This window comes from Sodalis sp. RH15, assembly GCF_047324255.1.
Lineage (GTDB): Bacteria > Pseudomonadota > Gammaproteobacteria > Enterobacterales > Enterobacteriaceae > Acerihabitans > Acerihabitans ligni.
On record NZ_CP178738.1, the window covers coordinates 1,844,594 to 1,870,557 of the forward strand.

Below are 25,964 nucleotides of genomic sequence, written 5' to 3' on the forward strand. Positions count from 1 at the left end.
TACCGCGGGGAACGTCCGCGGCATGTCTGTCTGTCCGGGACCTCAAGCAATCGAGAGGACGGGGAGTCGCCCGTCCTTATAGTCGTTATTAGTTTACGGCTTTATCGTTAGGGGTTTTAAAGAGCTGCTTGACGTCATCGGACATCTCGAAATTCATATTCAGATTCTTCGGCGGAATGGGCTGTTTAAACCAGGTGTCATACCATTTTGCCGCCTGGCCGGAGGTCTGGATGGAGACAATGGTGTCGTCCATCAGCTTCTTGAACTGAGGATCGTCTTTACGCAGCATACAGCCATAGGCTTCTTTTGATTGCGGGGTGCCGACGATATCCCATTGTGACGGGTTTTTGGATTTGGCGCGTTCGCCGGCCAGCAGGGCATCATCCAGCATAAAGGCCACCGCGCGACCGGTCTCCAGCGTACGGAACGAGTCGCCGTGATCTTTGGTGGCGATGATGCGCATGTTCATATGCTTTTCGTCGTTCAGTTTATTGATCAGCACTTCGGACGTAGTGCCGGCGGTCACCACGACGGTTTTACCGGCTAAATCAGAAAAGTCCTTGATACCGCTGCCTTTTTTAACCGCAATTCGGGTGCCGATGACAAACAGTGTATCGGAAAAATCCACCTGTTTCTGGCGTTCCAGGTTATTGGTGGTCGAGCCGCATTCAAAATCATAGGTGCCGTTTTGCAGCAACGGAATACGGTTTTGCGAGCTGATAGGCAGGTATTTCACCTGGAGATTGGGCGCATCGATTTTTTTCTTAATGGCATCCACGATGGCATCGGAATAGTTCTGGGAGTAGCCCACGACCTTTTGCTGATTGTCGTAATAAGAAAAGGGTACCGAGGATTCGCGATGACCCACTACCACCACGCCGCTGTCTTTGATTTTTTTCAGTGTGCCGGTCAGGTCTTCAGCGTGGGCCATGCTCCCCGCCATACCTAATATCAATAATGATAAAGCCACTTTGCGCATTTGCATCTTCCAACTCCTTTGCTGTCATTACGGTGCTGGTGGAATAAGCAGCCCGTAATCATGAGTATCACGTTAAGCGCCTAATGCTTAGCGCGTAAAATCAAACGAAGCCTTATTAAAAGGAACTTTATTAAAAATAGTCGATTGTAAATTCTTTGAAATCAAAAAGTTTGAGTTTTGTGAGATTAAGCGCACCAAAATACGGCGTAAGGGGCGGATTCGCACGATAAAAGTGCATAAAATGCACCATGGCGGCGCATTTCGGGCGGAATTCCCTCAACAAAAAACAGATTTTAACGACCATCGCATGATTATGGAGCAATATCTATGCCAAGGTCATTAATTACATGCTTATTATGTTTAGTTGGCGTCAAGGGACGATAACGCCACGTGAGCTTTGAAAATGTCCATGGGCTTGGGGATCCGCGCCGGGTCGGGATGCTTTTCCGGGTTCCAGAGGTCGGCAAAACTGACGGCGCGGCCGCAATGGATAAAGGCTTCCTCAACGTCGATGCAAAGGATGCTTTTTGCCGGATGCCCGTTCAGCGGGAAGCGCCGGCACAGCGCCGGATCGACGGAGATGCGTGCCCGGCCGTTGACCCGGAACGTCTCCTGCCAGCCGGGAATGAGGAACAACATGCCCACGTAGGGGTTTTGCAGGAGGTTGTTCAAGCCGTCAAGGCGATTATTGCCGGCGCGGTCGGGCAAAAGCAGCGTCTTGTCATCCTCTACCTGAACGAAACCGGGTTCGCCGCCTTTGGGCGAGCAATCGATGCCATGGGCGCCGAGGGTACCGAGAACCATAAAGGGCGACAGGGCGATCAGGCGGCGGCCATAGTCATCAATATGATTGATTTGCTTGAGGATTACCCCTTTGGCGGGCTGCGCATAGTGCTCGCGAAGCTGAGCGGCATCGGTTATCAGATAACGGGGATCGGGCGTCATGGCTTTCTCTTTGCTGAAAATAAAGGGAGGCGTTGCTGTCGAAAAGATAGCAGTAATGAGAATGATTAACAATGGCATGAAAGCGGGCTGGGTCGCCCGCTGTTTGCTCTATCAGAACCGTGGTTGCCGGCGGCGGCCGAATACCAGCGCGGCAAAGCCCAGCAGCAGGGTGGCTATCCACAGCGGCCAATCGCCGAAACGGGCGTAAGGGGTCATGCCGGTGGTGGGAGTTACCCTGGCGCTGAGTACGTCGCGGGTAAACTGAGGCAACTGCGCGTCGATTTTGCCGTCGGCGCCAATCACCGCCGTTATGCCGTTATTGGTGCTGCGCAGCAGCGGACGGCCCAGCTCCAGAGAGCGCATCCGCGCCATCTGGAAATGCTGCCACGGCCCGATGGAGTGGCCGAACCAGGCGTCATTGGAGATGGTGAGCAGGAAATCGGTGTCGGGGCGGAAGTTATCCCTTACCTGGGAGCCGAGGACGATTTCGTAGCAAATGGCCGCCGTCAGCTTCATGCCGGCCACGCTGAGCTGCGGCTGAATATAATTGCCGCGGCTGAAAGACGACATCGGCAGATTGAAGAGCGGCGCCAGCGGACGCAGCAGCTTTTCAAACGGCACAAATTCGCCAAACGGCACCAGGTGGTGCTTAGAGTAACGATTCGGGCTCGGGTAATGGTAAGGGGTATTTTCCCCCAGCACCACGATGCTGTTGTAATACTGATAGCCCGCCGGCGACGGACGCGAATCGATAATGCCGGTGATAAGGCTGCTGTGCTCGTCCCGCAGCAGCCCATCCAGCGTCAGCAGGAACCGGTTCTGATCCACTTCGTCATCCGGTATTGCCGATTCGGGCCAGATGATGATTTGCGCCTTTCCCAGAACCGGGCGGCTATGGTTCAGATAAATATCCAGCGTCGGCCGTACCTGATCGGCGTCCCATTTCAGGGATTGAGCGATATTCCCCTGAACCATGGCCACGTTAATCGATCGCGCATCGTCGGCGGTGTACCAGCGCAGGGTGCTCAGCGGCCAGGGCAGCAGCAGCAGCGCCAGTCCGCAGACCGCCGCCAATGGGCCGCGCAGCGCCAGGGCGGCCACCAGCAGCCCGCTGACGGCCATCAGCACGAACGTCAGGGACTCGACGCCGAACAGCGGCGCAAGGCCCTTGAGGGGGCCGTCGATTTGCGTATAGCCGAACTGCAGCCAGGGTAGGCCTGTCAGCACCCAGCCGCGCAGGAATTCAGTAATCTGCCAAAGCACCGGCGCGCCCAGCGTCAGCCGCCACAGGGACGTGGCCGGCCAGATGCGCGCCAGCAGGCCGCTGAACAGCATCGGGTAAAGCGCCAGATAGGCCGCCAATATTACCACCAGACCGACATTGACCGGCCCGGGCAGGCCGCCGAACTGGGCGATGCTGACATAAATCCAGTTCATGCCGCTGCCGAACAGGCCGAATCCCCAGATAAATCCCAGCCAGGCGGCCTGGCGGGGCGTGCGGTTTAAACCGACCGCCAACAGGCCGGCCAATGACAAGAGCGCAGCCGGCCAGAAATCATAGGGTGAAAAAGCCAGCGTGCCGCAGGCACCTGTTAACAGCGCCAGCAGCATGCGCAGCCACTGGCGTTCAAATCGCTCGGCGATAACCATGTAAAAATTATTCTTCCATTATGGGTTGCGGTGAATCGTCGGGGATTTTGACATGAACCTGGATGATTCGTCTACTGTCGGCCATGGCGACCTTGAACACGTAGTTGTCAATTTCAATGGTTTCGCCGCGGGCCGGCAAATGGCCGAACGCCTGCATCACCAGACCGCCGATGGTATCCACTTCCTCGTCGCTGAAATGGGTGCCGAACGCGTCGTTGAAATCTTCAATGGGGGTCAGGGCGCGAATGGTAAAGGTATGGCGGTTAAGCTGGCGGATATCCCGATCTTCCTCATCGTCATATTCATCTTCGATCTCGCCGACTATCAGCTCCAGGATATCCTCAATGGTTACCAAGCCTGATACGCCGCCGAACTCATCGATGACGATGGCCATGTGATAGCGCTGGGATCGAAACTCCTTGAGCATGCGATCGACCCGCTTGCTTTCCGGCACCACCACCGCGGGACGCAATACTTTATCCATGCTGAAAGGCTGGGAATCGCTGAGCATAAAAGGCAGCAGATCCTTGGCCATCAGAATCCCCTCGATATGATCCTTATCCTCGCTGATGACCGGAAAGCGAGAGTGGGCGGATTCGATAATGACATCGAGGCACTCTTCCAGCGACTGGTTGTTTTTCAGAGTGACAATCTGGGATCGGGGAATCATGATATCCCTGACGCGCTGTTCGGCGATGTCCATTACGCCTTCCAGCATATCGCGGGTATCGGGATCTATCAGTTCGTTTTGTTCCGAGTCGCGGATAAGCTCCAGCAAATCATTACGATTTTTGGGTTCACCATGGAACAGTTGATTAAGGATAAGGGTAAAAAAGCCTTTCTTGGGACTGGGGCTGTCATTGCTTTGCGAATGGTCGTCGCTCATGGCGTTTAGTTAATTTCACTCGTAGTGGGTTAGGGGTTAACGTCTTTTTCCGCACGATAAGGGTCCGGATAACCCATGGATTGCAGGATTTCGGCTTCCAGCGCTTCCATTTCCTCAGCTTCCTCGTCGAGGATATGATCATACCCTAGCAGATGAAGGCAGCCGTGAACAACCATATGCGCCCAATGGGCCTCCAAGGGAACATTTTGTTCCAGCGCTTCACGCTCCACCACCTGGCGGCATATCACCAGATCCCCCAGCAGCGGCAGTTCAACTTGCGGCGGAGCTTCAAAGGGGAACGACAAGACATTGGTGGGCTTATCCATGCCGCGGTAGGTCAGGTTGAGTTCGTGGCTTTCCGCTTCATCCACCAGCCGGACGGTCACTTCGGCCTGCTGGCGAAAACGCGGCAGCACCGCCGTAAGCCAGCGGGTAAAGGCCGTTTCATCGGGCAAACCCGCGACGTCTTCGCAGGCCGGCTGTAAATCAAGAATAACGTCGCTCATCAGGCTTGTCCCTCGTTATCGCCGAACGTCCCATGGCCGTTGTAGTGGTTCTGGGCTTCGCGCTTGCGCAGCTCCGCCAGAGCGTCTTTACGTTTTTGTTCGGCGTTTTCCCATTCCTCATAGGCCACGACGATGCGGGCCACCACCGGATGGCGCACTACGTCTTCGCTATGGAAAAAGTTGAAACTGATTTCCTCGACCCCCGCCAGCACATCGATGGCGTGGCGCAGCCCGGATTTGGCGTTGCGCGGCAGGTCGATTTGCGTGATGTCGCCGGTAATCACCGCCTTGGAATTGAACCCGATCCGCGTCAGGAACATTTTCATTTGTTCAATGGTGGTGTTCTGGCTCTCATCCAGAATGATAAACGCATCGTTGAGGGTCCGTCCGCGCATATAGGCCAGCGGGGCGACTTCAATAACGTTGCGTTCGATGAGCTTTTCCACCCGTTCGAAACCGAGCATTTCAAACAGCGCGTCATACAGCGGACGCAGGTAAGGGTCTACCTTCTGGGCAAGATCGCCGGGGAGGAACCCCAGTTTTTCTCCCGCTTCCACCGCCGGGCGGGTCAGCATGATACGGCGTACCTCCTGGCGCTCCAGGGCATCCACCGCCGCCGCCACCGCCAGATAGGTTTTGCCGGTACCGGCCGGGCCGACGCCGAAGGTAATATCATGATCGAGAATATGGGCGATATATTGCGCCTGGTTCGGCGTCCGGGGCTTGATGACCCCCCGTTTGGTCTGGATGTTCACCGCTTTGCCATAATCCGGCACGCTTTCGGCGGTTTGTTCCAGAACCCGGCTTTCCTTGATAGCCAGATGGATTTTTTCGGGCTCGATATCGGCGATAAGGCCGCGTACCGGCGCGGTATCCACATAGAGCGTTCGCAGGATGCTGGCCGCCGCGTCAACGCTAAGCGGCGTGCCCACGAGTTTAAAGACGTTGTCACGACGATTGATTTCAATGCCCAACCGGCGTTCAAGATGTTTTATATTGTCATCAAACGGCCCGCAGAGGCTCATCAAGCGGTTGTTATCCGCAGGCTCCAGCACGATTTCTTTAGTGTCAACGTTCAAACTTTTCCTCTTGGCCGTAAAGACCATGTTATAGAGTTTTAGGGGTATCGAGGCCGGCCGGCAACGATAACGCCACGGGATGTATATTTAATAAGAGAAGTAAACACCCGTCGGCGCCACGGGCGCAAGCCTTCAAGATGATATGGGGGCACGAATCGTAAAAAGCAACCGATGGGTATGCCTGGGGGGAAGGGCGGCGGTAAACCGCCCGCCCCCCGGTGGATCGGGGAGGAATCACGGCTGGTAGATACCCACGCCGATATCGTTCTCTTTGCGGGTGCGGGCAATGACCGACGCCGGGCTTTCACTGACCCGAAGGCCCATTTGCTCCTCGGTGCGCACCACAACGCCGCGCAGCGAGTTCGGGTAAATATCGACGATTTCCACATCCACAAACTTGCCTATCATATCCGGCCGGCCTTCGAAGTTCACCACGCGGTTATTTTCGGTGCGGCCTGAAAGTTCCATCAGGCTCTTGCGGGAGGTGCCTTCCACCAGGATGCGCTGCACCGTGCCCTTCATCCGGCGGCTGTACTGCATAGCCTGCTGGCTGATGCGTTCCTGCAGCAGGTAAAGCCGCTGTTTCTTCTCGTCCTCGCTGACGTCGTCCACCATATCGGCGGCCGGGGTGCCGGGACGGGCGGAGTAGATGAAGCTGTAGCTCATATCGAAATTCACATCGGCGATAAGCTGCATGGTCTGTTCGAAATCGGCCTGGGTTTCACCGGGGAAGCCGATGATGAAATCGGAGCTTATCTGAATGCCGGGACGTGCCTTGCGCAATTTCCGGATAATCGATTTGTATTCCAAGGCGGTATGGGCGCGTTTCATCATGGTCAAAATACGATCCGAACCGCTTTGCACCGGCAGATGCACAAAGCTCACCAGTTCAGGGGTATCCAGATAGACTTCGATGATATCGTCAGTGAATTCGATGGGATGGCTGGTGGTGAACCGAACCCTATCGATGCCGTCTATGGCCGCCACCAAGCGCAGCAGCTCGGCGAAGGTGCAAATATCGCCGTCGTAGCTGGCGCCGCGGTAGGCGTTGACGTTCTGGCCCAGCAGGTTGACTTCCCGCACGCCCTGCGCCGCCAGCTGCGCTATTTCGAACAGGATGTCGTCGCAGGGGCGGCTGACTTCCTCGCCGCGGGTATAGGGCACCACGCAGAAGCTGCAATATTTGTTGCAGCCTTCCATAATGGAGACAAAGGCGGTGGGGCCGTCGGCGCGCGGTTCCGGCAGGCGGTCGAATTTTTCGATTTCCGGGAAGCTGATGTCCACCACCGGGCTGCGGGTGCCGCGGACGTGATTGATCATCTCCGGCAGCCGGTGCAGGGTCTGCGGCCCGAAAATAATGTCCACATAATGGGCGCGTTCGCGGATATGGGCGCCTTCCTGCGACGCGACGCAGCCGCCGACGCCGATAATCAAATCCGGATTGGCTTTTTTCAGCTCCCGCCAGCGCCCCAGCTGATGGAATACCTTTTCCTGGGCTTTTTCGCGAATGGAGCAGGTATTGAGCAGCAATACATCCGCTTCCTCGGGGTTATCCGTCAACTGGTAGCCATGGGTGCTGTCCAGTAAGTCGGCCATCTTGGATGAATCGTATTCGTTCATCTGACAGCCCCAGGTTTTGATATGCAGTTTTTTCGTCATCGGCTTGCCGTTTACTCAGTGCAGGTAAAAAGCATAAAGGCTTATGCTGGGCGCGTATTGTAATACGTTGGCCTGATTGTGACCAGCCTGCCGAGCATGAGGTTGTCCGGGATAATGAAAAATTGCGTTACACTATGCAAATCCTTATCAGCGATTTAAGTGTAACCGACATGGCAGACAATTCATCCTATGATGTGGTGGTGGCGGGGGGCGGCATGGTGGGCGCGGCGGCGGCGCTGGCGCTGGCGCAGGCCGGCTTCAGCGTGCTGGTGCTGGACCACGCTCCTCCCGTGGCGCCGCTGCCCGATGCCCCGCCGGATTTGCGGGTTTCCGCCATCAGTTGCGCCTCGGTTGAACTGTTGCGCCGCCTGGGGGCCTGGGAACGTATCGGCGAAGAGTATCGGGTCCCTTATCGCCGCCTGGAAACCTGGGAGTGGGACGCATCCCGGGTGACCTTTGACGCGGCGGCGCTGCGCTTGCCCGAACTGGGATTCATGGTGGAGAATTACCGTGTGCAGCGGGGATTGTGGCAGGCGTTCGAGGCCTGTGATAGCTTGCGGTTGCTGTGTCCCGCCAGCCTGACGGCCATGAGCTATGACGGCGGCAACTGGCGTCTGGCGCTGGATAACGGCGAGACGGTCACCACCCGGCTGCTGATTGGCGCCGACGGCGCGCAATCGCGGGTTCGCCGGCAGGCGGGCATCGGCGTGAGCGGCTGGCAATATCGTCAATCTTGCCTGTTGATAACCGTGGCCTGTCCCTACGGCCAGCAGGACACCACCTGGCAGGAGTTCTCTCCCGACGGCCCCCGGGCCTTTTTACCGCTCTATAACCAGTGGGCCGCCTTGGTGTGGTATGACAGCGCGGCGCGTATCAAACAGCTGCAGGCATTATCGCTGCCGGCGCTGGAGCGGGAAGTGCTGCGGGTTTTCCCCCGGCGTCTGGGGGCGGTCAAAGTGCATGCCGCCGGCGCATTCCCTCTGGTGCGCAGCCATGCCCGCCGCTATGTCAATCCCGGCCTGGCCCTTATCGGCGATGCGGCCCATACCATCAATCCCCTGGCGGGACAGGGGGTTAATCTGGGATTCAGGGATGTGGCGGCATTGGCGGACGTGGTAGCCGGCGCCCGCGACCATGGCGAGCCCTGGGACGAACTGCGGATTCTCAAGCGCTACCAGCACCGTCGCTACGCCGATAACCTGTTGATGCAAAGCGGGATGGATCTGTTCTATACCGCCTTCAGCAATAACCTGCCGCCAGTGAAATTGGCGCGCAATCTCGGCCTGATGTTGGCCCAGCGGGCAGGGGCGCTGAAAACGCGGGCGCTGAAATACGCCCTCGGATTATAGGGTGTGCTTGTGGCGTCGGGATCGCTCCCCGCCGGATCACATTGCCAGTATGCGGGCTTTTTGGGTGCTGAACTCTTCGTCGCTCAAAATGCCCCGTTCTTTCAACGAAGCCAGTTTTTCCAGCTGGATTATCATCTCCATCGGCGCCGGGTCAAGGGGATACTCCCGCGTTGCCGCCGGTCCGGCGACGGATGTGTTCAGCCGTTCACAGGCGCTGTTCACCAGGTTGGTGAAGGGGATCACCGCGCCTTTCATCACATTCTCGATGGTATAGACTTGGCCGGTGGTGTTCAGGATAATGCTGCCGGTCATCATCCGGGTCCTGCTGCTCACCGATACGATATCCGCCAAACTGACGTTCACCTGTTTAAGGCCGAATACCATGCCCTTATCCAGGAAAATCACCCGCCGATCGGTCAGGGTGATGAGCCAGGTGTTGCCGCCCATCAGGCCGGCAGCAACGGCCAAGGGGGTTTCGTCATCTTCCAGGATGGCGGGCAGATGGTAAAATTCTTTGCGGGTGCCAAGGGGCATATCGCCGGCCTGCTTGGATAGGCGTTTGAATTCGATTTTTAATTCTTCAAGCGTTGCGGTTTTATAGTTAATCATCGTTGATTCTCAATCAATAATTTACAATTTCATCTCTATCCATCCTGGATGCGGGGCAGTTTGCACGAGAAGCCGCGTTTAAAACCTTGATCTGGATTTACTTGCGCTGCTTTAGTGGTGGAAATGAACAAACGAGGCCGTCGATGCTGCCTCTCCTTTTTCTCAGAGTATAAAAACCAACCAAGAGTTCATTACGCAACGATGAACGGACCGACGGATCGGTATCTTTGCCCCATTAACGCGTCCTAGGGGAAATAGGCAGAGGATTATGGCGGGGATTAGGGTTTAAGGAACAATATATTGACGGCGGCGCGGCCGCGTATTTATGGGGAGAGCAGGGGGACACGCCAGCCAGCCGCCGGGCAGGACCGCCGTTTTCTCTGACGGTATTTGCTTGAGATAAAAAAAACGGAGCGATGTCAACGACATTCGCTCCGTTCTAAACAGCCCGCTGTTGTCAGCTTGACCGTTTGACTGCAAACGCAGTCTTGTATGGCTGGGGTACCAGGATTCGAACCTGGGGTGGCGGAATCAGAATCCGCTGCCTTACCGCTTGGCGATACCCCAAAAATGTGGTGGCTACGACGGGAATCGAACCTGTGACCCCAGCATTATGAGTGCTGTGCTCTAACCAGCTGAGCTACGTAGCCAAATTATACTTAAATATTCGTGGCTTACAATACTTTTTGCCAATTTATTTTGGCTGGGATACCAGGATTCGAACCTGGGGGTGGCGGGATCAAAACCCGCTGCCTTACCGCTTGGCTATATCCCAAAGCAACCGCAACCACAATAATTCTTGCCTCGCATAACTGAACGAAGCTATTGGCTGGGGTACCAGGATTCGAACCTGGGCGTGGCGGGATCAAAACCCGCTGCCTTACCGCTTGGCTATACCCCATCCGGCGCGTAACCGAAATATGGTGCGGGAGGCGAGACTTGAACTCGCACACCTTGCGGCGCCAGAACCTAAATCTGGTGCGTCTACCAATTTCGCCACTCCCGCAAAGTATGGTGGCTACGACGGGAATCGAACCTGTGACCCCAGCATTATGAGTGCTGTGCTCTAACCAGCTGAGCTACGTAGCCTTCCTTCCGCGTGACCATCATTCGGCGTTGCGGGGCGCATTATGCGTAGTTGCAGAAATTCAGTCAACACCTTTTTTTGGGAATCGGCCTTTGCGCATGCTGTTTGTCCGGCTTATGACCAACCTGATGATAAAAACCGCATAAGGGGGGATTTTAGCACTTTTAGACGCAAAAAAACCGGGCCGAACCGGCCCGGAGATGCTACTAACGGCGCTGCAACAAGTCTGGGCAGGCGGGAAGGCCACGCCTGCTTAACCCCTTCAGCACGGTTTCCCTTTAACACGCTTGTCGCACCCCCGGCGATCGCGGGCTTACCGCGCTGAGGGGCGCTCGGTCGGGCAGGAAAACCATGCCCGATTCGACCCCTTCAGCACGGTTTCCCTTTAACACGCTTGTCGCACCCCCGGCGATAGCGGGCTTACCGCGCTGAGGGGCGCTCGGTCGGGCAGGAAAACCATGCCCGATTCGACCCCTTCAGCACGGTTTCCCTTTAACACGCTTGTTGCACCCCCGGCGATCGCGGGTGCGGTCTTTACTCTAATAAGCCGACTGATGCACGCCTACGGCGCGTCCCGACGGATCGTCCATGTTTTTGAAGGACTCGTCCCATTCGATGGCCTTAGCCGACGAGCAAGCCACCGACGGACCGCCGGGAACACACTCGGCGGCGCTGGGTAACGGGAACAGCTCTTCAAAGATTTCGCGGTAGAAATAGGCCTCTTTGGAGGTGGGAGTGTTATAGGGAAAACGGAAATGCGCATTGGCCAATTGCTGATCGGTGATTTGCGCGGCGGCCACTTCCTTGAGGGTATCAATCCAGCTATACCCCACGCCGTCGGAAAATTGCTCCTTCTGGCGCCAGGCAATACTCTCCGGCAGGTAAGACGCAAAGCATTCGCGCAGCACGTGTTTCTCGATTTTGCCGTGGCCGCACATCTTATCCTGCGGATTGATCCGCATGGCCACATCCAGGAAGTTCTTGTCCAGGAAAGGAACGCGGGCTTCCACGCCCCACGCGGACATGGCCTTGTTGGCCCGGGCGCAGTCGTACATATGCAGCGCCTGCAGTTTGCGCACCAGCTCCTCGTGGAACTCTTTGGCGTTCGGCGCCTTATGGAAATAGAGATACCCGCCGAACACCTCGTCGGCGCCTTCCCCCGACAATACCATCTTGATACCCATGGCCTTGATTTTACGGGACATCAGATACATGGGGGTGGAGGCGCGGATCGTGGTGACATCATAGGTCTCGATGTGATAAATCACATCGCGGATGGCATCCAGTCCTTCCTGCACCGTAAAATGGATTTCATGATGCACGGTGCCCAGATGGGTGGCCACCTCTTTGGCGGCGCGTAAATCCGGGGAGCCTTCCAGGCCGACGGCAAAGGAGTGCAGCTGTGGCCACCAGGCTTCGGTGCGCGCCTGGTCTTCCACGCGGCGGGCGGCATATTTTTTGGTAATGGCGGAAATAATGGAGGAATCCAGGCCGCCGGACAGCAGCACACCGTAAGGCACATCGGACATCAGATGGCTTTTGACCGATTCCTCAAGGGCGTCGCGCAGGGCGGCTTTATCAGTGACGTTGTCTTTGACGCTGTCATAGGAGAACCAATCGCGGCTGTAGTATTCGCGAATTTCGCCATCCTGGCTCCACAGGTAACTTCCCGGGGGGAACTCTTTGATGCTGCGGCAGATAGGCACCAGCGCCTTCATTTCCGAGGCCACGAACAGGGTGCCGTTTTCATCGAAGCCCATATAAAGGGGGATTATGCCCATATGGTCGCGGCCGATGAGGTAAGCGTCTTTTTCGGTATCATAAAGGATAAAGGCGAACATACCGCGCAAATCATCAAGAAATGCCGGTCCCTTTTCCTGATACAGCGCCAGTATCACTTCACAATCCGAGCCGGTCTGGAATGCGTAGCGGTCCCCCAGTTCCTGACGGAGGGCCTGGTGATTGTAGATCTCGCCGTTTACCGCCAGCACATGGGTGTGGGCGGCATTGTACAGCGGTTGTGCGCCGGTATTGACGTCAACGATGGAGAGCCGTTCATGGGCGAGAATCGCTTTGTCGCTGGCGAAGACGCCGGACCAGTCCGGGCCGCGATGGCGCATCAGGCGCGACATTTCCAGCGCTGTTTTGCGCAGTTCCGTGGGATCGGATTTCAGATCCAGGGCACCAAAGATTGAACACATAATTTTTCCTTGCTTCTTTTAGAGTCGTGTAAGCCGTCTCGATAACATCGATTTAGCATCAAAATGCCCCAACTATTCAAGATCTGGCAATGAAAAAAGCCTTGCTGTTGAAGATTAAATAATTTTAATGGCTAAATAATGAGGATTCACTATTAAAAAGGGCCCGGCGGCCCCGGGATTTAACCAATCGTTAATGAATAAAACGGCTCATTCGTCTTTTCCGACATTTAGTTGCCTTCCAGCAAGCGTTGCAGCAGTACGCCGTTGAGCATGGCCCGTTTCACCAGGGCAAAGGCGCCGATGGCCGAGCCGTGGTTCAGCGCGGAAATCACCACCGGCAGATTTTGCCGGAAACCGCTGAGAGTCTGGTTATCAATGCAGCGCTGCACCGCCGGCAGCAGGACTTTATGCGCTTCGGTAATTTCACCGGCCAGCACCACTTTTTGCGGATTGAACAGGTTGATGGCGATGGCGATCACCTTGCCAAGATGATGTCCCACCTGCTCGATGACCTCGCATGCCAAAGGGTCGCCACGGTTGGCGGCTTTGCAAATGGCGTCAATCTGGCAATTGTCTAGAGTGAGCTTGCTCGGGTAGCCCTGGTTGAGCAAATGCCGTACCCGTTGTTCGATGGCGCCGTTGGCGGCAATGGTTTCCAGACAGCCAAAGTTGCCGCAGTGGCACCGCTCTCCAAGCGGGTCTACCTGGATATGACCGATTTCCCCCACGTTGCCGTTACTGCCGAGAAAAATCTGGCCATTCACCAGGATGCCCGCACCGGTGCCGCGGTGCAAACGAACCAAAATGGAGTCATCGCAGTCGCGGGATGCACCAAAATAGTGCTCCGCCAGCGCCAAACTGCGGATGTCGTGGCCGACAAAAGCGGTTAAATGGAACCGCTTTTGTAAATTTTCCACCAGCGGCCACTGATTGACGGTGATATGCGGCATATAGCGCACCACGCCGGAATAGGGATCCACCAGGCCCGGCAGAATCACCGAAATGGCGATGAGCTCGCGGATCTTGCGCTGGCTTTGTTCCAGAAAACGGCCGATGGCGGTAAACAGCGCCTCTTCCAGCGCCTGCTGGGTCCGCTCAGGCAGCGGCACATACTCTTCGCACAGGGATTTGCCGGTGAGATCATACAGGGTGATGGTCGTGTCGTGACGGCCCAGGCGAATGCCGATGGCCTGAAAGGCGCGGGTTTCGGCAACGATGGAGATTGCCCGGCGGCCGCCGGTGGAGGCCTGTTGATCCACTTCGCGGATCAGGCCGCGTTCCAGCAGCTGGCGGGTGATCTTGGTGATGCTGGCCGGCGCCAGCTGACTCTGTTCCGCTATCTGAATGCGCGAAATCGGACCTGATTGGTCTATCAGGCGGTAGACCGCCGCGCCATTAAGTTGTTTTACAAGATCAACATTACCTATCGGGGCCTGTCCGCCTGGGGTCATCAGTGCTCTACTCGCTCATCGTTAAACTTCATCGCCATTCACGATGGTTTTGATTATCCGGTAATCGCGGGTAAAGGCGGTAAGGTTAGCCGCTTTACCCACCTGCAGCGTACCCAGACGATCGCTTATACCCAGAGCCTGCGCGGGGTATAAGGTTGCCATACGCAACGCTTCATCCAACGGAATACCGACATACTCGACGCTATTGCGTACCGCGTCAATCATCGTGAGAGCCGAACCGCTCAGCGTGCCGTTTTCATCCAGGCACAGGCCGTCGCGGTAGTAGATTGTTTTGCCGGCGAAAATAAACCGGTCAATCTTGCCGTCGGCTCCGGCCGGCGCGGTGGCATCGGTAATCAGCACCAGCTTTTCACCCTTGATGCGTTTAGCGTTGCGCACGTTGGCGTAATTGACGTGCAGACCGTCGACGATGATGCCGCAGTAAATTTCCGGCGCATCGAAGATGGCCCCGATAAGGCCCGGTTCACGGCCCACCAGTTGGGGCATGGCATTAAACAGGTGGGTGGCGGAGCCGACGCCGGCGGCAAAACCCGCTTTCGCCTGTTCATAGGTGGCGTTTGAATGTCCGGCGGAGACCACGATGCCCGCCTGCCGCAGGCGGCGGATAACGCCGGCATCCACCTGTTCCGGCGCCAGGGTGATCTGGGCGATAACGTCGGCATTGGCGCACAGATAGTCAATCATCGCCGCGTCGGGGGTCCGCATCAGCGCCGGATCGTGCGTGCCTTTTTTGATGGGATTCAAATAAGGCCCTTCCAGGTGCAGACCCAGCGCCTGGTTTTTATGTTGGGCTAAAAAAGCGCGCATCACGTCAATGGCGCGGTGCATGAATTCGTCAGTGCTGGTGATAAGCGTCGGCAGGAAGCTGGTACAGCCCGATTTCTCATTGGCGCGCTGCATAATTTCCAGCGTACCAACCGATAAAGCGTCGAGGGAGTCGTTGAATTGCACTCCGCCGCAGCCATTAAGCTGCAGATCGATAAAACCCGGCGCCAGGAGGGCTCCGGACAAATCACGGCGTTCTATATCGGCCGGCAACGAAGCCGTCGGACAAACTGCGCTGATCAAGGCGTCGTCTATGATTAGCGCATAGTCGTCAAGTACTTGATAGCCGGTAAAAATCCGGCCATTGATTAATGCGTACATCGTTCGCTCCCGGTTGACAGTCAAACAGCTTTCAGACTATCCGCTTCCAGTTCACGGAAATATTTCACTGTTTTGACCTTAAGTTCCAAAGTAGAAGGTTCATCGCAAACCATCACCGCTTTAGCATGAAGTTGTAGGCAACTGATAGTCCACATATGATTGACATTACCTTCCACCGCGGCTTGCAAAGCCAGGGCTTTTTGGTGGCCAATCACCAGAATCATCACTTCTTCCGCGTCCAGCAGGGTGCCGACGCCCACGGTCAGGGCGAAACGGGGAACCTTTTCCACATCATCATCGAAGAAGCGGGAATTTACCCGGCGGGTTTCCTGAGTCAGGGTTTTGATGCGGGTGCGGGACGCCAGCGACGAGGCCGGTTCATTAAAGGCGATATGACCATCGTTGCCGACCCCGCCCATAAACAGATGGATCTTGCCGTAGGATTTGATTTTCTCTTCGTAGCGTCGGCACTCTTCGTCGATGTCAGGCGCATTGCCGTTAAGAAGGTTGATATTTTCGCGTGGGATATCGATATGATCGAAGAAATTCTTATGCATGAAAGTATGATAGCTCTCAGGATGCGACGCGGGCAGGCCGACATATTCATCCATATTGAAAGTGACCACATTTTTAAAGCTGACCTGGCCCGCTTTATGCATTTCAATAAGATATTTGTACGCTTCAAGGGGGGTGCTGCCGGTGGGCAGTCCCAGAATAAAGGGTCGTTCCGCGGTGGGTTTAAACGCATTGATGCGGCTGACGATATAGGCGGCGGCCCATTTGCCGACTTCAGCGGCGGTTTGTAACGGAATGAGTCTCATCATTGACCTCTTGCAGATTAGGGCATATCTCCGGCCTGGCATGAAGAGTATAGCGTTGACGCCTTCCCCCTGAAACAATCAGGGACTACTCTTCACGCCGCCGGTACAGTTTTATGCGGATTTTTCGCTAAGCAAAATAAGTTTGACATATTTATCAGAATAAGTCACAAATTCGACAGCAACAAGGTGACAATAATCACATATTGCTGGTATTTAATTTGCGTTGAAAATTAAACTTCCTACACTGCTGGTGATGGGGTCATTTAACGCGAAATTGGAAGCAGGCAGGGGTAACAGCCCAAAATTTGGGTTGTACAATAGGGTCTAAAGGGGAATCAAGGTGAATATACTCAGTTATCTACAGAAGATCGGCCGTGCGCTGATGGTGCCGGTGGCGACATTGCCCGCCGCCGCCATCCTGATGGGTGTCGGCTACTGGATTGACCCGGTGGGCTGGGGAAGCGACAGTTCGCTGGCCGCTTTTTTCATCACAGCCGGTTCGGCAATCATCAATAATATGTCTTTGCTGTTCGCCGTGGGCGTGGCGTACGGCATGTCCAAGGACAAGGATGGCGCGGCGGCGTTGTCCGGACTGGTGGGTTTCATGGTGGTCACCACCCTGTGCGCGCCGGCGGCAGTGGCGATGATTCAGAAAATTCCGGTGGCCAGCGTTCCCGCGGCCTTCGGCAAGATCAATAACCAGTTCGTCGGCATCTTGGTGGGCATCATTTCCGCCGAGCTGTATAACCGCTTCAGCCAAGTCGAGCTGCCCAAGGCCCTGTCATTCTTCAGCGGACGTCGCCTGGTGCCTATACTGGTTTCCTTTGTGATGATCGTCGTATCGTTCATCCTGATGTATGTCTGGCCGTTGATTTTTAATGCCCTGGTGGGTTTCGGGGTGTACATCCAACATATGGGCGCGCTCGGCGCGGGCATCTACGCCTTCTTTAACCGCCTGCTTATCCCGGTCGGCCTGCACCATGCGCTGAACTCGGTATTCTGGTTCGACGTGGCCGGCATCAACGACATTCCCAAATTCCTCGGCGGCGCGCAATCCATCGCCAACGGTACCGGTATCCCCGGCATCACCGGCCGCTATCAGGCCGGCTTCTTCCCGATCATGATGTTCGGTTTACCCGGCGCCGCTCTGGCCATCTATCATTGCGCCCGTCCGGAAAACAGAAGCAAAGTGGCCGGTATCATGCTGGCCGGCGCCTTCGCCGCGTTTTTTACCGGTATCACCGAACCGCTGGAATTCTCCTTCATGTTCGTGGCGCCGGTGCTGTATTTCCTGCACGCGCTGTTGACCGGTTTGTCGGTATTTATCGCCGCCAGCATGCACTGGATGGCCGGTTTCGGCTTCAGCGCCGGCCTGGTGGATATGGTGCTGTCGTCCCGCAACCCGCTGGCCGTGCACTGGTATATGCTGATTCCGCAAGGGATTGTGTTTTTCGTCATCTATTATGTGGTATTCCGTTTCACCATCAACCGCTTCAATCTGCTGACCCCGGGACGTGAACTGGCCATGGCCGGCGATGAAGCAGACGGTTACGATGTCGATGTGGACGCTAACCCGGTAGCAGGCGGCAAGGCCGGCGAAACCGAAGTGCTGGCGCGCCGTTTTATCAGCTCGGTAGGCGGATCGGATAACCTGACCGGTATCGATGCCTGCATCACCCGTCTGCGCCTGAGCGTCAAAGACTCGGCGATAGTAAATGAATCCCTGGCGAAAAACCTGGGGGCCCAGGGGGTGATTCGTTTAAATAAAGAGAGCGTGCAGATCATCGTCGGCACCCGTGCCGAAATCATTGCCGATGCCATGCGCAAAGTGCTCACCACCGGACCGGTGGCGGCGGCCAGGTCGGTTTCCCAAGCCCCCGCGCCCGCGGCGGCGCCGGTTACGCCGATTCATGCATCCCAGGCCGCGCGTCCGGTTGTGGTCAGCCTGATTTCACCGCTGACCGGTGAAATCGTGCCGCTGGAGCAGGTGCCTGATGAAGGTTTTGCCAGCAAAGCCGTGGGGGAGGGAGTAGCCGTTCGTCCCACCGGTAAGCTGGTCTTGTCGCCCGCCAACGGGACGCTGGTGAAGATGTTCGGTACCCACCATGCATTTTGCCTGGAAACCGACACCGGCGCCGAAGTGGTGGTGCATATCGGTATCGATACCGTCAATTTGCAGGGGCAGGGTTTCACCTGTCTGGTGGACGAAGGCAGCAAGGTCACCCAGGGACAGCCGATTCTTGAGCTGGATCTGGAATACCTGAATGCCAACGCCCGTTCCATGATAAGTCCGGTGGTTATCACCAATATGGACCAGTTCGGTGCGATTTCCGCTACCGCCACCGGCCTGGTGATTGCCGGCGAAAGTAAATTGCTCGATATCACCGCGAAATAAGGTTGGCCCGTTCCGATGGTTGTCGATAAACGTACTGGGAGTCAATCAGTCGGGACGGGATGATAGAAAAGTAAACCGTACGCGCCAGGGATGGCGCGGATCGAGCCTACAAGGACGTATTCACGGCGGGTTTACGATCTAGTATTCTGTCCTGACCGGGCACGTTGTCATAAGCTACGGAACGGTAAACCGTCCCTCCGTTTTTCCAGCCAAGCCCGTTTGCCGTTATCCCCCGTCCATTCCCTCCTTATGGTAGAATAGTGCTAACCGGCAACGCTCCGTCATTGAACGCCGAGCGGGCATCCGGCCAAGTCCGGCTTGAGATTTTTCGCAACTATCGGTTGTGTCGGAACCTGGCATGTTGGAACATATAGCCTTATGGGTATTAGAGGAATGAATGTCGTGCTTTCGTTTAGAGGAACATCAAGATGAGTGAGGCTGAAGCCCGCCCGACTAATTTTATTCGTCAAATTATTGATGAAGATCTGGCCACCGGGAAGCACACCTCCGTGCATACCCGTTTCCCGCCGGAGCCTAACGGCTATCTGCATATCGGCCATGCCAAATCCATTTGCCTGAATTTCGGCATCGCCAAGGATTATCAGGGAAAATGCAACCTGCGGTTCGACGATACCAATCCGGCGAAAGAAGATATCGAATATGTCGATTCCATCAAGCAGGACGTGAAATGGCTGGGATTTGAGTGGAGCGGTGAAATCCATTATTCCTCGGATTACTTTGATCAACTGCACGCCTATGCCATCGAATTGATCAACAAAGGGCTGGCCTACGTGGACGAGCTCTCTCCCGACGCCATCCGCGAATACCGCGGCAATTTGACCACTCCCGGCAAAAACAGCCCGTTCCGCGAGCGTCCGGTAGAGCAGAACCTGGCGCTGTTCGCCATTATGCGCAGCGGCGGATTCCCGGAAGGTTCCGCCTGCCTGCGGGCCAAAATCGACATGGCCTCGCCTTTTATGGTGATGCGCGACCCGGTGCTTTACCGTATCAAGTTCGCCGAGCATCATCAGACCGGGTCCAAGTGGTGCATCTATCCGATGTATGACTTTACTCACTGCATCTCCGACGCCCTGGAAGGCATCACCCATTCATTATGCACCCTCGAGTTCCAGGATAACCGCCGCCTGTATGACTGGGTGCTGGACAACATCACCATTCCCTGCCATCCGCGGCAGTATGAATTTTCGCGGCTCAACCTCGAATACGCCATTATGTCCAAGCGTAAGCTTAACCAGCTGGTGGCGGATAAGATTGTCGAGGGCTGGGACGACCCGCGCATGCCCACCATCTCCGGCTTGCGCCGCCGCGGTTATACCGCCTCGTCTATTCGTGAGTTTTGCCGCCGCATCGGGGTGACCAAGCAGGAAAACAACGTGGAAATGGCCGCGCTGGAAGCCTGTATCCGCGAGGATTTGAACGAATCCGCGCCTCGCGCCATGGCGGTTATCGATCCGGTGAAAGTCATTATCGAGAATCTGCCGGCGGGTTACGAAGAAGACGTCACCATGCCTAATCATCCCAACAACCCGGCGATGGGAAGCCGTCAGGTAGCCTTCAGCCGCGAGATCTATATCGATCGCGCGGATTTTCGCGAAGAGGCCAATAAACAGTACAAGCGCCTGGTGCTGGGGAAAGAGGTCCGTTTGCGCAACGCCTATGTCATCAAGGCTGAGCGCATCGATAAAGACCCGCAGGGTGAGATCACCGCTATCTATTGTTCTTACGATCCCGAGACCCTGAGCAAGGATCCGGCGGACGGGCGCAAGGTAAAAGGCGTGATCCATTGGGTTTCCGCCACGCGCAATATCGCGGCGGAGTTCCGGTTATACGACCGTTTGTTCAGCGACGCCAATCCGGCGGCGGCGGATGACTTTCTCGCCACCATCAATCCGCAATCCCTGGTAATCAAGCAGGGTTTCGCCGAGTGCGGCGTCCTGAACGCCAAGCCGGAACAGCCCTATCAGTTCGAACGGGAAGGGTATTTTTGCGCCGACAGCCGCTACTTTAGCCAGCAGCATCCGGTGTTCAACCGCACCGTGGGGCTGCGGGATACCTGGACTAAAATCGCCCTTTGACCGGCATGTTCAGTCCCATGCGGGCGGCGCCTATGGCGCCGTTGAAAGAGGACGAAGAGGCCTTGGCAAAGGTCAGCGCCGTATAAGGCAGGGGTTTGCGGGTAAACAGGCCGGTACGCTCCACGAGCCGGTCATAGGGGAAACCCGCCATATCCATCACGCCGCCCCCCAGCAAAACGTAATCGGGATCGAACAGGTTGATCCCGGTTGCAATGGCTTTTGCCGCCAAATCCATAAACTCCGCCAGGCTCTTTTCATTTCGGGCATAGGTGAAAATCTCAGTCAGCGGGTAGTCCCGGGGCGCTCCGGCGTACCAGCGGGCCAGGGCCACGCCGGAGCACAGGGTTTCCAGGCAGCCCGGATTGCCGCAGCCGCAGCGGGCGGCGGGATCCCCCAGGGGGATGTGGCCGAGTTCGCCGGCGACCCCGTGCGCGCCGACATAAGGGGCACCGTTCAGCCAGACCCCGAAACCGAAGCCGGTCCCCAGATAGAAGCCCAGAACCAGCTTATCCGCTATCTGCCCCTCGGTGACGTCATAATACAATTGCATATTCACATCACGTTCAAAGGTTACCGGGCATAAAAAATTCTCTTCCAGGCAGGTGGCCAGATCGGTGAATTCCCCGGCATCGCAAGGCAGGTTGGGCACGGAAATAATGGTCCTTTTATCCCGACCGATGGAGGCGGGAAGACCTATCATCAAGGCGGCGACATCCGCCTCGCGGCCTGACAGATGCCCCCTGATAAAGGCTACCAGCCCCTTGGCCAGGCCGCCGGCTATCACCGGTTGGGTTCTTTCCTTATCGGTTATCACTACCTGGCCGTGGGCGGTTAATAAACAGATCCTGATATGGGTGGCGCCCATATCCACCCCCACCACGACTTTCTGGCGTTTACGCATGGCCGTCAGCCTCGTTCTGGGCATGCTGGATATTCGCCTGCATGATTTGCCAGGCCTGGCGAATATCGGCGGCATTGTTGAATAAACCGGAGGAGCCGACGATAAACACATCCGCGCCCGCCTCAATCAAGGATTTAAACGTCCGCTCATTGCACGAACCGTCAATCTCGATTTCATAGCGCAGCCGATGCTGTTCGCGATAGCGTTTCAGCTCCCTGATTTTATCCAGCATTTCACTGATAAAAGGCTGGCCGGCAAAACCGGGATCGACGGTCAGCACGGTAATTTTATCCGCGAGATGGATATAATATTTCATGACCTCTACCGTGCTTTCCGGACTCAGGATAAAACCCACCTTTAGCCCCAGGGAAGTGATTTTATCCACCACCCGGAACGCCTGGCCGGAAAGCGTTTCGGGATGCAGGGTAATCATACCGGCGCCGGCGGCGGCCAGCGTTTCGATATAATCCTCGGGATTGGTGACCATCAAATGGCAGTCCATGGGCTTGGTGGCCAGGCGTTTTACCTGCTCGACAAAAAACGGCGACAGCGTCAGGTTGGGCACAAAATGCCCGTCCATGATATCGATATGCAGATAATCGGCGTGACCATCGATAAATTCGATCTGTTCTTTAAAATTGCTTAAATCCATACACATCAGAGAAGGCGAAATTTTCATATCGGGCCCCTATTTACTGATCAGCCGATCTAATGCCACGGCGGCGATAATTAATCCCCCCATGACCACTAATTGGTAATACGTTTGTACTTGCAGAATATTCAGTCCGTTATTGATGGTACCTATAATCAAACCGCCGATAACCACGGAGAAAATCCGCCCTTTGCCGCCAAAAAAACTGGTTCCGCCGATGATGGCGCTGGCGATGGCATAGGTCTCAAAACCGATACCGGCCAGAGGTTCCGCCGCCCCCAGGCGCGCGGTCGACACCACGCCGGCCAGCCCGGCGCAGATGCCGGAAATGATAAATACGATAAGAATGTGGAATTTGACATCGATGCCGGAAAAGAAGGCGGAATTCTTATTCCCCCCCAGGGCGTAAATGTTGCGGCCAAGACGGGTATGGGAGGTGATGAACCACAGGATGACGGCAATCAACAAGGCAAAGATCACCGGGACCGGGATCCCTAATGGACTGGCGGCGAAAAAATTAACGAAACCGAATGAAAAGCCATAAACCGAATTGGCATCGGAAATAACCAGCGTGACGCCGCGGAAAATCGCGTTGGTGCCAAGGGTAATGATAAACGGATGCAGGCCGGTCCAATTCACCAGACAGCCATTAATCGCCCCGAGCAGCCCGCCCACCAACACTCCGCCGATCAGCGCCGCCGATAGAGGGTCAAGGCCCGCCAGCATCAATTTTGCCGTTACCATGCCGGACAACGCCAATACTGCCCCAACCGACAGGTCGATACCCGCCACCAGTATGGCAAAAAATTCCCCCATGCCGATAAGCACGGTAACTGAACTTTGCACCAGAATCTGAGTGATATTATTGGCTTTTAAAAAATACTCACTGGATAAAGAACCAAAGATCGCAACGATAATGGCCAGGATAAAAAAGGTGCCGTATTGATCCCAAAATTTCTGGAAGTTGAACTTGGACTTATCCATTTTTATTTCCCCTAATTTTGTGGTAGCGCCCATTTCATGATATCCTCTTCGCTGATAGATTCGTTATTATCAAGAATATTGGCCAGTTGCCCTTCGCAGAATATGGCGATGCGATCGCAAACAGATAATATTTCCTGTAATTCAGAAGAGACCATTAAAATAGTCTTGCCGGTAGCAGCCAGATTACGCATCACTTTATAAATTTCCGCTTTGGCGCCGACATCTATACCACGGGTGGGTTCATCAAAAATAATAACTTCCGGTTCACAGCATAACCATTTTGATATCAATACTTTCTGCTGATTACCGCCGGAAAGTTCAGTGATATTTTGATCCACCGAACTGCATTTCAAAGACAATAATTCTTTTTGCTGCTCAGCTAATTCGCGCTCGCGCTCTTGGTTGAATAAACCCATGGCGCCCTTGAAACCACCATCTTTCAGGCTTTTACTGATGGCTATATTCTGGGCGATGGAAAAATTCTCAAAAAATCCGTTTTCGCGCCGGCTTTCCGTGATATACCCCATGCCTTTTTTCAAGGCGTCCAGAGGCGACGAGGGCGTGATATCTACGTTATGCAGCTTAACCCGGCCGGTACTGGTAGGCTCCACCCCGAAAATACAGTTCATGAATTCCGTGCGTCCTGAGCCCACCAGGCCGGCAAACCCCATGATTTCGCCTCTTTTCACCGTAAAGGAGATATGTTTCACCCGGCGTTTGTCTTTGCTGGTGATATCGCAGACTTCAAAAATGGTGTCGGCATCCTCCACGCCGACGCTCTCCTTCATGGCGCGGAACCGGTTTTGCAGTTCCCGCCCCACCATCATCCGAACGATATCGTCATTGGTAACGTCGGTGACCCGTCCGGAGGCCACGCTGTTGCCGTCTTTCATGACCGTGAACCGGTTACAGATCCGCCGGATTTCGTTCAGCTTATGGGAGATATAGACGATGGCAGTGCCATCTTGCCGCAGCTGATTCATTATCAGGAAAAGATAATCCACCTCGTTATAGGTTAATGAAGAGGTGGGTTCATCCATAATAATAACCCGCGCATCCAGCATTAAGGTTTTAGCGATTTCCAACATCTGCTTTTGGCTGATGGAAAGGTTACGCACCTTTTCATCCAGCCTGACTTTTAATCCTACCCGCAATAACATGATGGCCGCTTTGGTCCGCATCTCCTGCCAGTCTACCCGATTAAATCCCAAGGTCCTTTTAACCGGCAATCGGCCGATAAACAGATTTTCCAACACGGTAAGTTCATCAATAACGCTCAGCTCCTGATATATAATACCAATACCCAGCTTTGCGGCTATTTTATGATCCAGTCTATTGTATTCAATATTATCAATGGTGATTTTACCCGCCGTCGGTTCATAAATGCCGGAGAGAATTTTCATCAGGGTTGATTTGCCGGCGCCATTTTCTCCCAATAACGCATGTATTTCATGGGTGAAGATTTCAAAATCAACGGATTTTAATGCCTGCACGGGACCGAAACTTTTAGCGATCCCTTCCATTTTAATATATGGCGCGGTCATATCACTCTCCGGCGTATGCATGTTATGCAGATTTAATCGCTATTTGTCGGGATTATTTCGTCACTAATATTGAATCCACGGTGACAATTTTAGGCTGGGCATTCAATGCTATCAGCTTTCCGGATTTAACCGAGTCCACCAAAATAGCGAGGCCGTTGGCGCCGATTTCCGCCGGGTTTTGCGCTACGGTTGCGGTCATCATTCCCTCGGAAACCATCTTGCGGGCCTCCGGCACCCCGTCGGTGCCCACTACGAGGATATGTCCGGTTTGTCCGGCATTGGCCACCGCCTGGGCTACCCCCATTGCCATGGTATCGTTAGCGCAGTAAAACGCCTTGAGCTTGGGATTACGCTGCAGGACATTGGTGGCGACATCCAGCGCCTTGATGCGATCCCAATCCGCCGGCTGGCTGGCGACCAGTTTGATATTGCTGTCGGCTTTGAACGCTTGGGTGGCGCCGACACGGCGCGATTCACCGGAAGCATTGCCGGCCTTGCCTTCAATAATGGCCACGTCGCCGCCGTCTTTACCCAGTTTGCCAATAATGTATTTGGCCGCGCTGGCGCCGACGGTAACGTTATCAGTGGTAATGAAGGCTTCCACGTTGCCTTTGGCTTTGGTGAGGCTGTCCATATCGATTTTTTCATCGAGATTCACCAGGTGAATGCCTTGCTGATAAGCCTTGGCCACCGGGATAACCAGGTTTACCGAAGATAAAGGCGCAAAGGCGATGCCTTTATAATTTTTATTGGTCAAATCCTCGAACAGCTGTAATTGCGATTGAAAATCCCCCTCGGAGGGTGATGCGAAAATATCGACGGTTACACCCAGCTCCTTTGCCTTTTGCTCAACGCCTTGTTTCATTTCCACCCAATAGGGATTGGACAGGGTTTTCAATACGACTGCGTAATCGGCTGCCGCCCGGGCCGCCACGGTGGACAACATCAACCCGCAGGCCGCACTGCCGACAAATTTAATGAATTTATTCATTTTTATCTCCAA

At 55.2% G+C, this 25,964-nt stretch carries 20 protein-coding genes and 6 tRNA genes; 3 read left to right on the forward strand and 23 right to left on the reverse strand.

What is annotated here, in order from left to right; translation table 11 throughout:
- Positions 1-88: 88 nt before the first annotated feature.
- The 7 genes from ACL2XO_RS08640 to miaB all read right to left on the reverse strand — a co-directional run bounded on the left by ACL2XO_RS08640 (position 89) and on the right by miaB (position 7,704).
- Positions 89-985 (reverse strand): amino acid ABC transporter substrate-binding protein, encoded by an 897-nt coding sequence (locus ACL2XO_RS08640; protein ID WP_413723692.1) that lies wholly within the window; start codon positions 983-985, stop codon positions 89-91.
- A 354-nt stretch (positions 986-1,339) separates the two neighbouring features.
- Positions 1,340-1,924 carry an MSMEG_1061 family FMN-dependent PPOX-type flavoprotein gene (locus ACL2XO_RS08645; RefSeq protein ID WP_132922828.1) on the reverse strand — a complete coding sequence of 195 codons (585 nt, stop codon included), beginning with the start codon at positions 1,922-1,924 and terminating at the stop codon, positions 1,340-1,342.
- A gap of 111 nt (positions 1,925-2,035) precedes the next feature.
- The gene (lnt, locus tag ACL2XO_RS08650; RefSeq protein ID WP_413742551.1) at positions 2,036-3,574 is read right to left on the reverse strand and encodes an apolipoprotein N-acyltransferase; all 1,539 of its coding nucleotides are present in this window, start codon (positions 3,572-3,574) and stop codon (positions 2,036-2,038) included.
- A gap of 7 nt (positions 3,575-3,581) precedes the next feature.
- On the reverse strand, positions 3,582-4,460 hold the full coding sequence (gene corC, locus ACL2XO_RS08655) for a CNNM family magnesium/cobalt transport protein CorC (protein WP_132922826.1): 879 nt from the start codon (positions 4,458-4,460) through the stop codon (positions 3,582-3,584).
- A gap of 29 nt (positions 4,461-4,489) precedes the next feature.
- Entirely contained in the window at positions 4,490-4,966 is a 477-nt protein-coding gene (gene ybeY, locus ACL2XO_RS08660) for an rRNA maturation RNase YbeY (protein WP_132922825.1), read from the reverse strand.
- Entirely contained in the window at positions 4,966-6,045 is a 1,080-nt protein-coding gene (locus ACL2XO_RS08665; protein WP_413723696.1) for a PhoH family protein, read from the reverse strand. The genes ybeY and ACL2XO_RS08665 overlap by 1 nt, the downstream gene beginning before the upstream one ends.
- Before the next feature lie 234 nt (positions 6,046-6,279).
- Positions 6,280-7,704 (reverse strand): tRNA (N6-isopentenyl adenosine(37)-C2)-methylthiotransferase MiaB, encoded by a 1,425-nt coding sequence (gene miaB, locus ACL2XO_RS08670; RefSeq protein ID WP_132922823.1) that lies wholly within the window; start codon positions 7,702-7,704, stop codon positions 6,280-6,282.
- 170 nt (positions 7,705-7,874) lie between these two features.
- Here miaB and ubiF point away from each other — a divergent pair, with 170 nt between their 5' ends.
- The gene (gene ubiF, locus ACL2XO_RS08675) at positions 7,875-9,053 is read left to right on the forward strand and encodes a 3-demethoxyubiquinol 3-hydroxylase (protein WP_413742552.1); all 1,179 of its coding nucleotides are present in this window, start codon (positions 7,875-7,877) and stop codon (positions 9,051-9,053) included.
- 36 nt (positions 9,054-9,089) lie between these two features.
- On the opposite strand, the gene ACL2XO_RS08680 is transcribed toward ubiF, so the two are convergent.
- The 11 genes from ACL2XO_RS08680 to nagB all read right to left on the reverse strand — a co-directional run bounded on the left by ACL2XO_RS08680 (position 9,090) and on the right by nagB (position 16,389).
- Positions 9,090-9,662: a PH domain-containing protein gene (locus ACL2XO_RS08680; protein WP_413723698.1), complete on the reverse strand. Its 573-nt coding sequence runs from the start codon at positions 9,660-9,662 to the stop codon at positions 9,090-9,092.
- A 493-nt stretch (positions 9,663-10,155) separates the two neighbouring features.
- Positions 10,156-10,229, reverse strand: a tRNA-Gln gene (locus tag ACL2XO_RS08685).
- A 6-nt stretch (positions 10,230-10,235) separates the two neighbouring features.
- Positions 10,236-10,312: transfer RNA gene (locus tag ACL2XO_RS08690), tRNA-Met, on the reverse strand.
- Positions 10,313-10,362: 50 nt separating this feature from the next.
- Positions 10,363-10,437 (reverse strand) — tRNA-Gln (locus ACL2XO_RS08695).
- Between the two features lie 51 nt (positions 10,438-10,488).
- Positions 10,489-10,563 (reverse strand) — tRNA-Gln (locus tag ACL2XO_RS08700).
- Positions 10,564-10,583: 20 nt separating this feature from the next.
- Positions 10,584-10,668: transfer RNA gene (locus ACL2XO_RS08705), tRNA-Leu, on the reverse strand.
- A gap of 6 nt (positions 10,669-10,674) precedes the next feature.
- A tRNA-Met gene (locus tag ACL2XO_RS08710) sits at positions 10,675-10,751 on the reverse strand.
- Positions 10,752-11,288: 537 nt separating this feature from the next.
- Positions 11,289-12,950, reverse strand: a complete 1,662-nt coding sequence (asnB, locus tag ACL2XO_RS08715; RefSeq protein ID WP_413742553.1) for an asparagine synthase B — start codon at positions 12,948-12,950, stop codon at positions 11,289-11,291.
- 227 nt (positions 12,951-13,177) lie between these two features.
- Entirely contained in the window at positions 13,178-14,401 is a 1,224-nt protein-coding gene (nagC, locus tag ACL2XO_RS08720) for a DNA-binding transcriptional regulator NagC (protein WP_132922819.1), read from the reverse strand.
- Positions 14,402-14,422: 21 nt separating this feature from the next.
- Positions 14,423-15,568 carry an N-acetylglucosamine-6-phosphate deacetylase gene (nagA, locus tag ACL2XO_RS08725; protein WP_132922818.1) on the reverse strand — a complete coding sequence of 382 codons (1,146 nt, stop codon included), beginning with the start codon at positions 15,566-15,568 and terminating at the stop codon, positions 14,423-14,425.
- Between the two features lie 20 nt (positions 15,569-15,588).
- Positions 15,589-16,389 carry a glucosamine-6-phosphate deaminase gene (gene nagB, locus ACL2XO_RS08730; RefSeq protein WP_132927840.1) on the reverse strand — a complete coding sequence of 267 codons (801 nt, stop codon included), beginning with the start codon at positions 16,387-16,389 and terminating at the stop codon, positions 15,589-15,591.
- A gap of 340 nt (positions 16,390-16,729) precedes the next feature.
- Between nagB and nagE the strand changes: the two genes are divergently transcribed.
- Positions 16,730-18,784 carry an N-acetylglucosamine-specific PTS transporter subunit IIBC gene (gene nagE / locus ACL2XO_RS08735; protein ID WP_413742554.1) on the forward strand — a complete coding sequence of 685 codons (2,055 nt, stop codon included), beginning with the start codon at positions 16,730-16,732 and terminating at the stop codon, positions 18,782-18,784.
- A 428-nt stretch (positions 18,785-19,212) separates the two neighbouring features.
- Positions 19,213-20,880 carry a glutamine--tRNA ligase gene (gene glnS / locus ACL2XO_RS08740; protein ID WP_132922816.1) on the forward strand — a complete coding sequence of 556 codons (1,668 nt, stop codon included), beginning with the start codon at positions 19,213-19,215 and terminating at the stop codon, positions 20,878-20,880.
- Here the strand turns inward: glnS and alsK are convergent.
- The 5 genes from alsK to alsB are packed head-to-tail and all read right to left on the reverse strand — an operon-like array spanning position 20,864 to position 25,952.
- On the reverse strand, positions 20,864-21,805 hold the full coding sequence (alsK, locus tag ACL2XO_RS08745) for an allose kinase (RefSeq protein WP_413742555.1): 942 nt from the start codon (positions 21,803-21,805) through the stop codon (positions 20,864-20,866). The genes glnS and alsK overlap by 17 nt on opposite strands.
- Positions 21,774-22,460, reverse strand: a complete 687-nt coding sequence (alsE, locus tag ACL2XO_RS08750; protein WP_132922815.1) for a D-allulose 6-phosphate 3-epimerase — start codon at positions 22,458-22,460, stop codon at positions 21,774-21,776. The genes alsK and alsE overlap by 32 nt, the downstream gene beginning before the upstream one ends.
- Positions 22,461-22,469: 9 nt before the next feature.
- Entirely contained in the window at positions 22,470-23,417 is a 948-nt protein-coding gene (gene alsC, locus ACL2XO_RS08755; protein WP_413742556.1) for a D-allose ABC transporter permease, read from the reverse strand.
- An 11-nt stretch (positions 23,418-23,428) separates the two neighbouring features.
- Positions 23,429-24,961, reverse strand: a complete 1,533-nt coding sequence (gene alsA / locus ACL2XO_RS08760) for a D-allose ABC transporter ATP-binding protein AlsA (RefSeq protein ID WP_203522313.1) — start codon at positions 24,959-24,961, stop codon at positions 23,429-23,431.
- A gap of 52 nt (positions 24,962-25,013) precedes the next feature.
- Positions 25,014-25,952: a D-allose transporter substrate-binding protein gene (gene alsB, locus ACL2XO_RS08765; protein ID WP_132922812.1), complete on the reverse strand. Its 939-nt coding sequence runs from the start codon at positions 25,950-25,952 to the stop codon at positions 25,014-25,016.
- Positions 25,953-25,964: the final 12 nt, after the last annotated feature.